Origin of the sequence: Roseiconus nitratireducens (genome assembly GCF_008629675.1) — a bacterium.
GTDB classification, from domain to species: domain Bacteria; phylum Planctomycetota; class Planctomycetia; order Pirellulales; family Pirellulaceae; genus Stieleria; species Stieleria nitratireducens.
In genome coordinates this window covers 110,511-122,715 of the sequence record NZ_VWOX01000008.1, presented here as the reverse complement: position 1 = coordinate 122,715, position 12,205 = coordinate 110,511, and the positions used below count along the sequence as shown (strand labels likewise).

Below are 12,205 nucleotides of genomic sequence, written 5' to 3'. Positions count from 1 at the left end.
CCTGCAAGGCCCACCCATGAGCAAACGACTTTTCATTGATCGTCGAACCTGTCTGAAAGGCGTGGGGGCTGCGCTCGCCTTGCCGCTTTTGGACGGCATGGGTTGGGCGGAAACAACGGGGGGACCCGCGTCCAAGCCGCCGGTTCGCTTGGGTTTCATGTACATGCCGCACGGCGTCATCATGGATCAATTCTGGCCCGCCGATGCGGCCAGTTTTCTGGCCGCGCCGCCACCGGCACTGGAATCTTTGCGGCCCGTGATCGATCAGTGTCTGCTGATGAAAGGTATTTCGGGTGTTCCGATCTCACCGTTCAATGGCGCACCGCACGCCCTCGAGTTGTCGACCTGGCTGACAGCGACGTTGCCGGACCCGGACAAGCGGGATGAGGTCAGCATCGCAATTTCCGCCGATCAGATCGCCGCCAATTACGTGGGGGCGTTCACGACGTTGCCGTCGTTGGAACTGGCGACGATGCCGCAGACATGGAAGGAGAACCAGGAAGGGCTGAACGAAGCCTATTATTCCCATTGCAGCTTCCGCTCCCCCACCCAGGCGGTCCCCGCCGAAATCAACCCACGCAACGTCCTGAAGCGTTTGTTCAACAAACAGGATCAACGCGGCGGCGGTAACGCATCGACCGAAATGAGTTCCTTGGACCGGAACATGTTGGATTTGGTGCTTGGCGGAGCTCGGGAGCTGCGCCGCACCCTGTCGGTGCCGGACCAGCGAAAATTGGACGAGTATTTGGATAGCGTTCGCTCGGTCGAACGGCGGATCGCAGCCATCGAGATGCGTCAGAAAGAGGCTGCGTTGGAGAAGGCCGGGGTCCGACCCAGCCGGCGTCGCGATTCGGATTCTCCGCCGATCGAGATCAAGATTCCGGAAGGCGACCGACGCAGCGAGTACATGCAGGTGATGTGTGACCTGAGTGTGCTGGCGTTTCAGACCGACACGACCCGCGTCTGCACTTACATCGGATCGACGCCGAACGGCGTGTCGTATCCGGAGCTCGGATTCAACGACCAGCACCACTCGCAGACGCACCACAACCACCAGGCGGAGAAGGTCCGGAAAGTGGCCGCCATCACGGCGTTCAACATCGAACAGTTTGCGTACATGGTGAAGAAGATGCACAGCTTGCGTGAGGGCGACGGGACGCTGCTGGACAACTGCATCATGATGTGGGGATCGGGCCTGGAAGACGGCAACAAGCACACCCGGGAAAACCTGCCCTTCATCCTGGCTGGACGCGGCGGCGGCTCCATCAACACGGGCCGATTCTTGCCGGACGTCAAGGGAAACCAGGGAGACCTGCTCACCACCTTGCTGACGTGCGCCGGAATTCCGCTGGACCGTCCTGTCGGCATCGCAACGAAACAGATCACGGAGATCGCCTCGAGCGCTTGAGCCTTCGGCGAACCTCCAGTCGTTGCCGCCTTGAACCGGACGCTTGCATTTCGCCCTATCGCATTTCCTCAAGCAGTTTGTTTTTCTCGGCATCGGTCAGGTCACGCCAGTCTTTGCCCTGCAAGCCTGCGGCCAACGCCCAAAGCAGATTCAGGCTGGCGTTTTGGTGGCTGCGTTTGACTTGTTCGTAGGCGAAAACGGGGCCAAAGTCTTGCAAATCGGCAACGGTTCGAATTCCCGACGCCCGCAGCCAGCCGGCGCTCACGCTTCCGAGGTTGCGCAGATTCTCGATCGGCTCGGGCAAGTCCACGTCGCCGCTTGAGCAACCCACGTCGGCGAACAGACGCTCGAGTTCCGACAGATGTTCGCCGGTCGCGGTGTGAATGACCAGCGCTTGATTCTTGCCGGCGCTTTGGATCTTTCGGACCCCATGCCCAAACCTCTTCAGACGTTTCCGAGTCTGGGAAGCGCTCAGGTTGACGAAGAGGAAATCGCCTTTCGGATCTGCCATGGATCAGATCCCCCCGGATGTTCCAAGATCCTGAATGGCGCCCGGTGACAGAGCCGGGAAAACTCGAACGCCACTCTAATGTAGCGTCGTTCGACAAAACGTGGGTCCCCGCGCTGTGGCGACGGCAGCTTTGGGCGGGACGGACCTTTTCGACCAAGTTCGGATGCTGCGACAAAACAAGGGTGGCTCGTGTTCGAGCGTCTGCACGAAGCTTGTGTCTCAGGGCTTGTGTCTCAGGGCTTGTGTCTCAGGGCTTGTGTCTCAGGGCTTGTGTCTCAGGGCTTGTGTCTCAGGCGTGATCTCGGAGGGGGGGCCCTGTGTGAAATAATCGCCCAGGTAGTGCTAATTTGCACACCATCCTGGCGGCCGGTGAATATCATGTGCCGCAGGGTGGATTCGGCCTACTTCCGGCGTTTCTGTGGAGAGCACAGAGACTTCTTCCGGACGCGTCACGACGTCCGATCATCAGTCTGAGTGAGTCATGGTGGCGAAAGCGATTTTGGAGCGGCTTGCCAATCGAAGCGGAAGCTTGGCGCGTCGCAAAGCTGGCAATGAAAAACGTCAATCTCATCGGATTCGCCACCGCCGGAGGATCCTGGCGGAGAAGCTGGAAGATCGACGTCTGCTGGCACGGGAGGTCGCGGGGACGTTGACCACCGACGATGTTTGGAGTGGGACAATCCATGCCACCGGTGACGTGATTGTCCCGGATGGTGTCAGTCTTCGAATTGAACCGGGAACCGTGGTCAAATTCGATCCGTCTCACTGGATGTCGGCTGCGGGATCGGTCGACGTCGTTGGCAGCGAGGCGGACCCGGTGATTTTCACCAGCGTCAACGACGACACGGTCGGGGAAGACTTGACTGCCGAAGCCACGGCCGCCGCCGCCGGTGATTGGCGTGCATTGTTCGCCTACAGCGGTGACTGGGAGATGAGCCATGCGGAAATCCGCTATGCCGGCGGCGGTGCTGAGGGCGCTCTTTGGATCCAGGAGTCGATCGATCTGACCCCGAGCGGCAACGGAGGTCGATTCGATCACGTGACCATCTTGGACAGCGACGACTACGGAGTCGAAATCGTCAACGGCACCCCGTCGTTGAGCAACGTTGAAATCGTGGGAAGCTCGGGTCCGGCGATCACGCAACTGAGCGCTGCGAATCCGACGTACGCGTCACTCACCGCGTTCGACAACCAGGGCGACCATGTCGAAGTTCAAGCGACCACGGTTACCAGTGATCGCACCTGGGATTTTGGTGGTTTGCCGGCGCACGTCGTCGGAAACATTTTGATCAATGGCGCGGACACCGCGTTGACGATTGCGCCGGGAAGCGTGATCAAGATGGCGCCGAACAGGTACGTTTCGTCAAGCGCATCGGGAACCACTCGCGGTGCGTTGCTCGCATCCGGCACGGCGGATCAACCGATTGTCTTCACATCGGTGTTCGACGATTCCGTCGGCGGCGATTCCAATTCCGACGGTGAGGCGACTTCGCCGCAGCCTGACGACTGGAACGCCATCTATCTCCACAGCGGAGACTCCGTGTTGTCGCATGTCGAAGTGCATTTCGGAGGCAGCGGTAATTACGGAAGTCTCTGGGTTTCCGAGTCGACGCCCGGCACCGCTGGACGGCACGTCGAATTGTCCGACGTGCTGGTTTCGCATAGCGGATCGGAGGGCATTCAAATCGATGGCGGGAGTCCGTCCTTGGTCAACGTGACGGTGACCGACAGTCTGAATGTTGCGATCGAAGAGGCCGGGGTCGCAAGGGCGACGTATTTCAATCTGGTGGCTGAAGACAATCAGGCGGGTGATCACATCGAGTATTGGTCACGTTCGATTGACCAGGACTTCACCTGGGACTTCGGCGGCTTACCGGTGCACGTCACCGGTGACATCAACCTGAATGGTTCGGGCACGACGCTTACGGTCGTTCCGGGCACCGTGGTCAAAATGGGGCCGAACGCACACATCGCGTCATCATCGGTGGGGGCTTCCCGTGGCGCGCTTCACGCCGTCGGTACCGCGGAGCAGCCAATCATTTTTACCTCCGTCAAGGACGACCGCTTTGGTGGTGACTCGAATGCGGACGGAGATGCAAGTCTGCCGTCACACGGAGATTGGGCGGGGCTCTACCTGTATCACGGAGATTCGCGGCTCTCTCATGTCGAGGTTCACTACGGAGGCAGTGACAACTCTGGCGGTATCAGCATCAATCAACTCACCGCCGGTACCGACGGAGCTCAGATCACGCTGTCGGAGGTGATCGTCACTCACAGCCAAGGCGAAGGCATTGAAATTTTCGCGGGCCAGCCCGTACTCTCCGATGTTTCGATTCTAGACAGCACCAACGTTGCGATTGAGGAGGGCGGTCTGGCCAGGGCACGCTATTCCAATATCACGGCCAGCGGCAACGCTGCCGGGGACCACATTCGGTACAACGCGCGTGTCATTTCCGAAGATGTTACCTGGGACTTTGGAGGATTGGTCGCGCACATTGCGGGTGACATCAACATCAACGGCGCGGGGACCACGTTGACGATCGTTCCCGGAAGCATCATCAAGTTCGAGAACAACCACCATCTCGCAGCGTCAACAAGCGTTATCAACAATCGCGGCGCTCTCGTCGCCGAGGGAACGCCCGACCAGCCCATTGTTTTTACTTCCATCCATGACGACTCGGTCGGCGGAGATACCAATGCGAACGCGGACGCGACGGCACCCGCGCCCGGAAACTGGGCCGGGCTGTATCTCTACCATGGTGACTCGCGATTGACCCACGTTGAAGTTCGATACAGCGGTGGCGACAATTCCGGGGGGATCAGCATTGATGCTCGGACCCCGGGGACGGATGGATCCGAGACGACACTCCGGAACGTTTTGGTTCTTCAAAGCCAGGGTGAAGGGATAGAGATTTTTGACGGCGCGCCGGCGCTGGTCGATGTCGCGATCGTGGGTAGCACGAACGTTGCCATCGAGGAACGCGCCAACGCGCGTCCCACCTACACTCGGATCTCCGCGCGAGACAACCAGGCCGGCGACCATGTTCAATACAATTCCCGAACCATCACGGAAAGTACCACCTGGGATTTTGGTGGACTGCCGGTTCATGTTGACGGCGACATTAATCTCAATGGTGCAACGACGACGTTGACCGTGGTGCCCGGCACGGTCGCCAAAATGGCGTCCAACGCTCACATCGGCACATCGACTACTCTTGCCTCCAATCGAGGAGCCCTCCATGCGGTCGGCACCGTGGACCAGCCGATCGTCTTTACGTCCGTTCACGACGACAGTGTCGGTGGAGATTCCAATGCGAACGGAAGTGCCAGCAGTCCGAGTCCGGACGCCTGGGCCGGGCTGTACCTCTACCACGACGATTCCCGGCTGCAGAATGTCGAGGTGCGGTACGGCGGTAGCGACAATCGCGGAGGCGTGACGATCGTCAGTGGTACCCCAGGAGTTCCCGGTTCCGAAATCGCCCTGGTCGACGTGATCATCGCGCAAAGCGGCAGCGAGGGGATCGAGATCGAAGGTGGGAATCCGGCGCTGCGGAACGTGTCGCTCGTGGGAAATCTGGGGGTCGCAATCAATCAAGGTTTCGCAACCAATCCCGACTACGACGGCGTCGTGGCTCAAAACAATGCGGGTGGCGATCACGTCGCGATGACCGGTGGGACGGTTGCGTCAGACCGTGTCTTCGATTTTGGCGGTTTGCCCGTTCACGTCTCGAGCGACATCAACGTCAACGGAGCAGGGACGACGTTGACGATCGTTCCCGGCAGCATCATCAAGTTGGGCAACAATGTCGCGATCGGGACGAGTACCGCCAACGTTGCTGACCGTGGAGCGATTGTCGCCGAAGGAACTCCTGATCAACCGATTGTCTTTACCACGATTCATGACGATTCCGTCGGCGGTGACTCGGGGGCAAATGGCGACGCAACAACACCCTCGCGAGGTTCCTGGGCCGGTCTATACCTGTACCACGGTGACTCGCGATTGAGCCATGTCGAGGTGAGGTACGGTGGTGGTGATCGAGCGGGAGCGGTCGGAATTGATGAGCGAACGGCTGGGACCAATGGATCTCATGCGACGCTTTCCAACGTGCTCGTTCGCGATTCTCGCGGTGAAGGCATCGAGCTTTACTACGGTAGCCCCAGCATCAACGTTGTGTCCATTTTCGATAGTGAGCAGGAAGCGATTTTCGAACATGGCACTGCCCGTCCCACCTACTCCAACTTGACCGCGGCCGGAAACGACGGCGGTGATCACATCGGATACGGATCGCGAACGTTCACGTCGGATGCAACGTGGGATTTTGGCGGGCTGCCCATTCATACCACGGGCGACATCAACATCAACGGTGCCGGGACGACACTGACCGTCGTGCCGGGCACCATCGTCAAGATGGGGATCAACCACGCGATCGGGACGAACACCGCCGATATCACCGATCGAGGGGCGCTGGTTGCCGAAGGAACACCGACGCAGCCGATCATCTTCACAACGATCCGAGATGATTCGGTGGGCGGTGATTCAAATGCCGACGGCGACGCAACGACTCCAAGTCCGGGCGATTGGGCGGGACTCTATCTGTACCACGGCGATTCCCGACTGACGCATGTTGAGGTGCGATACGGTGGTGGTGATCGGCTCGGCGGGATTGGGATCGATTCACGGACCGCCGGAACCGCTAGTTCGCAGATTGAATTGTCGGACGTGGCTGTTCACGGCAGCTTCGCCGAAGGCATCGAGTTGTTTGCCGGGCAGGTCGTCATCGACGGCTATCTGGCCAGCGGCAACCTGGATTCTCACCTGGAGGTTTCTTCGGCCGGTTCGGCCATCGTCACAAGCTCTGACTTCATCGGAGGCAACGAGGGAATTCGCGTCAATAACGGGGGGGCCCTCGTCGTGACCGGTTCCAGTTTTGTCGGCCAATCGGCGTTCGCCGTTCACCACCTCGGGACCGACGTCGGCAACGCGCTCGCCGGAGGCAACTACTGGGGCGATGCCGCGGGACCGAATGATCCGTCCGATGCCGATGGTGTCGTCAATCTGAACGTGGCCGGAACTGCGGTGACGGACTACGTGGACTACAGCAATTTTTTGACAGCCGCGGACCGCCCGCTGGGACCGCAGGTTGCGCGAATCGCCAAGATTGCCGAACTGCCGGCGTCGCTTCATCATCGTTACCTCGCCGAAGGAAACGGCAACGACGAATCGGGGCAACGCAACGGCGCGGTGCTTGGCAACACATCCTTTGCGCTGGGCCACGATGGCGGCCAAGCCTTTTTGTTCGATGGCGTCGGAGACTATGTCGACCTGGGCCAGTGGGCGCCAGCGGCCGATTGGACGGTCGCGGCTTGGGTCAATCCGAGCTCCGTCCCTGGTGCGGGCCGGATCGGCATCGCGGGTGGCGAGGCCAGCAGTCGGGATTGGTCCATCGCCGTTCGCGATGGCAACTATGGTGCGCACTACAAGAACGGAAGCTTCCTTGACTCCGGTGTCGCAGCGGTCCCGGGTACATGGGCCCACGTCGCGGCAACGCTCAATGGAAGCGAGCTAAGGGTTTTCATCGATGGGGCGCTTCGTAATAGCGTCGACATTGGTGCCTCCTACGTGCCGGCGGCGGACGGAGTGCGGCTCGGGAGTACGACCTACAACAATGCTGGCTTTTTTGATGGCCGCATCGACGACGTGTCGATTATCGATCGCGGCGTCAGCAATGCGGACGTCATCGAAATCCGCGACGGCCAGCCGATCGAAATGGACTCCGCGCGGGATCGTTTTCGAATCTATTTCACTCAGCAAGTCGACGCGGGCTCAATTCAATTGAGTGACTTCGGATACTCCGGCCCCTCGGCTGCCAACTTGGAGTCGATCCACCCGGTCACGGACCAAATTGTTGACGTCACACTCGATCGAACTCTCGACATCGGTGGCGACCACGCGATCTCCGTCGGGCCGCAGATTTTCAACACCGGCGGTATCCCGATGGATCAGGATCAAGACGGCATTGCCGGCGAGGCGACGGAAGACGTCTTTGTTGGCACGATATTCAACGACGTCACCGGGCCAAGGGTCGTCACTCACGATCCGAGTGGGACAACATCATCGGTTTTAGAGTTTGTCGACCTGACCTTCGATGAACCGGTCGATCCCATGACCCTCACCCGAGGATCGGTCTCGCTGTTTGATGCCGCGTCAAAGGCTTTGCTGGATGCCTACGACCCGCAGTCGATCATTGACGGTTTCACGGTGCGTGCCATTCAATCGACGGATTCGCTTTCCAATTTGGATGCCGCGATCCGGACTTCGGTGTTCGAGTCGCTGCAAGCGCGGGTTGCTGACGCCAATGAGGAAACCATCAATTTCGGTCCGTCCGTCGGCAATTATGGCTCGGGCCATGGTGTTCCTTTGCCCGAATCGGTCACGACCGATTACTTGCTCGATGCGGCGGCAACGATCACGATTCCAGCCGCCGGCAAATGGACGTTCGCGGCGTCAAGCGATGACGGCTACCGGCTGACAATCGGTTCGCTGAGCGGACAGTACGCTGCCTCTCGGGGATTCGCCACCGATCTGCACGTGTTCGATTTTCCCGCGGCTGGCGACTATCCAATTCGAATGCTGATGTTCCAGCGCAGCGGTGGTTCGGCGTTCGAGTTGTCGGCCGTGCAGGGCGAAGCAGATGAATTTGATTCGGCATTGTTCAAGCTGGTGGGCGCTGCCGACGGATTGACGGTCAAGACAAATCCAGTCGAACCCAAGTCCGACATCGAGACCCAGGCGATCACGCCACTCGACGAGACGAACCGGCGGTTTCGCGTTTTCTTCCAGCGTCAGATCGTCGACGCCACCTACGAAGTTCGCGTTGATCCGACCGTGCGCGATGCGGACGGCAACTTGATGGACCAGAACCGTGATCACGTCGGCGGCACCCCCGAGGATGTTTTTGCTGCGTCCATCACCGTCGATCGTGATCCCCTGGCCATTGTCTCGCAATTCCCGTCCGGAGCCATCAGCGGTGCGCTCGAACAGATTGATGTCATCTTCAATGTGCCAATCAATCAGGGCTCGTTTTCGACCGCTGATGTGCGTGTCCAGGGACCCGCGGGTGTTGTCGACGTCTTGGGGGTTCGACGTCTTGGCGATCTTACCTATCGGATCGATCTGGATCGCAGTACTGCAGATGGCGAGTATCGAATCCAGATCGGTCCTGGAATCACCGACTTGGCCGGTGAGAGAATGAATCGTGACGGGGACACCGTTCCCGGTGAATTGGAAGATCGCTACGAGGCCAGTTTGACGCTGTCCGGCGCCGGGCCATTTGTCGAAAGCTTTGCACCCACCGGAACCCTGGTGGACACGGTCGACTCCGTTGAGTTGACGTTTAGTGAACCGCTGAATCTATCCTCCTTTACCCCCGACGACGTGACCGTCACGGGGCCCAACGGTGCGATCGCGATCACGTCGATTTCGCGGATCTCGCCTCGTCAGTTCCGACTCGGGTTTCCCTCACAAAGCACTGGAGGCGACTACACGTTCGCCATCGGGCCAGACATCCTTGATCTCGGCGGCGTCGCCATGGATCAGGATGGCGACGGCATTGCGGGCGAATCGACACAGGATGTTTTCGTTCGTGGTTTTCGAATCGATGCCGGGGGGCCGCGGGTCTTTCGGGTCTCGCCGTCGGCCCCAAGCCAACCATTTGACTACTTCGAAATTGAGTTTGACGAACCCATCAATCCGCAAACGCTTTCCATTGCGGACATCGAGCTCTCCGGTCCCCAGGGTGTGATTCCGATCAGCCAATTGGTTTACCGAGATGTGGACCTGGTGCGCGTGCGGTTTGCCACGCAAACCATTCCCGGGGACTACGTGCTGCTGGTTGGTCCCGAGATCAACGATTTGGTCGGAAACCCGATGAACCAAGACGGCGATGCGGTGTTTGGCGAAGCCGCGGAAGACCGATTCACCGGGATCATCACCCTCGCCAGCCCGGATCTTGTGATCGAATCCATCGATGCGTCGGGCGCGTTCGAGAACGGGGGGATGGTACAGGTCAGTTGGGTCGGCAGGAACGACGGAACGCCGCTGGACGCGACCTGGTCGGATCGTGTGGTGCTGTCAACGGATCGCTTCTACGGCAATGCGGACGATCTCACACTGGCCAACGTCTCCGTCAGTGAATCGCTGGCGACAGGGCAGACGTATGCTGCGTCAACACAAATCGACATTCCCTATGGGCTGTCGGGGAACGTCTACTTGTTTGTCGCTGCTGACACCGGCGATGACGTCTTCGAGTTCGCTTCTCTAAACAACGCGAATTCAGAAACCGTCCATGTCGATTTTGTCAGCAGTCCCGTGGACTTGATGGCTGAAGCCGTCACGGTGCCGCCCGGGCTGGGCCGGGGGGCAAGCTATGACGTCACGTACCGGGTGCGCAACGTCGGAACGGCAACCACCGAGAACGTTCAATGGGTCGATCGGCTGTACCTGAGTCAAGATGACATTCTTGATGGCAACGACACGGCGATCGGTGCCTTCGTCCGCACCGGTGCGCTCGGCCCCGGAGAATCGTACACGACGACACAATCGATTTCAGTCCCCGCTTCGGTTGCCAATGGCGACTACCGTGTCTTGGTCGCCACCGACGTCGGTGACAACGTGGACGAGCCCGGCGGCGAAGGGAACAACGTTTTTGCCAGTGCCACGACGACGGTCACCAACCTTCCGTTGCCGGATCTAGTTGCCCGGTCAGTTTCCGTGAACGTTGGTGCCGGTGCGGTCAGTGGCGGTTCGGTGACCGTTGAGTACACGATCAGCAACGACGGCAGTTCCCGATTGGAAGGGCAGTGGACTGACGCGATCTATTTCTCCTTGGATACACAGCTGGATGTGTCCGATCAAAAGATTGCTGCCTGGCCGGAAGGAGGGGTGCTGGAAGTCGATGATCAGTATTCCCGTTCTCGAGCGGTGACGTTGCCCGATGGCATCGCTGTGACGGGTTATCTGATCGTGGTACCCGATGATCTCGATGCGATTCCCGAAGGTGATGGTGAGATGCTCGGCAAACTTGCCAGCGATCCATTTGCGGTGAGCTCGTATCCCTACGCGGATCTGACGGTAAGCGAGATCGATGCTCCGTCATTGATTGTGGGCAGCCCCGTCGAATTGCCGGTCACGTGGACGGTGTCCAACGTCGGCCAAGGAGTTGGACGCGTCAATCGTTGGACCGACGCAATCGTGCTCAGCCGCGACGCAGTCATTGGAAACGGAGACGACATCGAGGTGGCGCGTTTCTCCCACACGGGCGCCCTGCCGGTGTCGGCCAGCTACACGCGCACGGAGCGGGTCACCCTTCCGGCCAGTTCCACCGGTCGCTTTACGCTGTTTGTTCGTACCGATGTCGGTGATCAGGTCTTTGAATTGGGGACGGCCGACAACGATGTAGCCCTCGCCAATCCGCTCGACGTTGCACCGAGGACGTACTCAGACTTGGTCGTCGATTCCGTCATCGCCCCTCAGAATGCGACCGGATCCGAAACCATCGATGTGACTTGGACTGTGAGCAACTTGGGCATCGATGCGACCGACAGGACCAGTTGGCCGGACCGGATCTATCTGGCCGATGACGCATCCGGCCTCAACGGTCGTGTTTACCTGGGGCAGTTTTCGCGGCTGGGTGCGTTGCCGTCCGGTGGCAGTTACACCCGGACCGCGCAAGTTACGATTCCCAGAACCGCTGACGGTCAAAAGTACCTGGTCGTCGAAACCGGCGGACCCTACGAGTTCATCTTCAATGATGTCAACAACCGCCGAGTCTCCGATCCCATCCAGCTGACCGGATTGCCGCCTCTCGAGTATGACCTGACGGTGACTTCGGTTGTCGCGCCGGCGGCGGCGGAGGACACTCGAAGCATTGAAGTCTCTTGGACCGTCGAAAACCAGGGTTTGGATGAGATCCCCGGGGCGTGGCGAGACTATGTCTATCTGTCTCCGATCGATAACCCGAATCAGCAGATTCCTCTGGGGGCATTTGATCGAATCGATCCGCTGCCGCCGGGGCGATCCTATACGCGAAGTGAGTTGGTCCGGTTGCCGGGACTGTTGGGCGGTTACCGTGTCAGCGTGCAAACCGATTCCCGGAACCGTGTCTCGGAAACAAACGAGGCCAACAACATTGGCTCCGCTCAAGCGCTGACGATTTCGGCTCAGCCCAGACCCGATCTACAGATTCGAGAATTGACGGGACCGGACATGGTGACCGCCGGAACGGTCA

The 12,205-nt window shown here is 59.5% G+C and carries 3 protein-coding genes (1 of these 3 running past the window's edge); 2 read left to right on the top strand and 1 reads right to left on the bottom strand.

Features of this window, described 5'->3' with window-relative positions:
* The first annotated feature begins 16 nt into the window (after nucleotides 1-16).
* Nucleotides 17-1,408, top strand: a complete 1,392-nt coding sequence (locus FYK55_RS15175) for a DUF1552 domain-containing protein (RefSeq protein WP_150077289.1) — start codon at nucleotides 17-19, stop codon at nucleotides 1,406-1,408.
* Between the two features lie 55 nt (nucleotides 1,409-1,463).
* Here FYK55_RS15175 and FYK55_RS15170 read toward each other — a convergent pair whose 3' ends face one another.
* On the bottom strand, nucleotides 1,464-1,919 hold the full coding sequence (locus FYK55_RS15170; RefSeq protein ID WP_150077288.1) for a TfoX/Sxy family protein: 456 nt from the start codon (nucleotides 1,917-1,919) through the stop codon (nucleotides 1,464-1,466).
* 529 nt (nucleotides 1,920-2,448) lie between these two features.
* Here FYK55_RS15170 and FYK55_RS15165 point away from each other — a divergent pair.
* On the top strand, nucleotides 2,449-12,205 hold the beginning of the coding sequence (locus tag FYK55_RS15165) for a CARDB domain-containing protein (RefSeq protein ID WP_161604524.1). The gene runs 21,689 nt beyond the window's last position; 9,757 of the gene's 31,446 nt are visible here — the first part of the coding sequence; it begins with the start codon at nucleotides 2,449-2,451; its stop codon lies off the right edge, out of view.

Bases quoted from the DNA above. Each gene is read 5' to 3' on its own strand.
- FYK55_RS15175 (WP_150077289.1), top strand. From the start codon at position 17: ATGAGCAAACGACTTTTCATTGATCGTCGAACCTGTCTGAAAGGCGTG.
- FYK55_RS15170 (WP_150077288.1), bottom strand. From the start codon at position 1,919: ATGGCAGATCCGAAAGGCGATTTCCTCTTCGTCAACCTGAGCGCTTCC.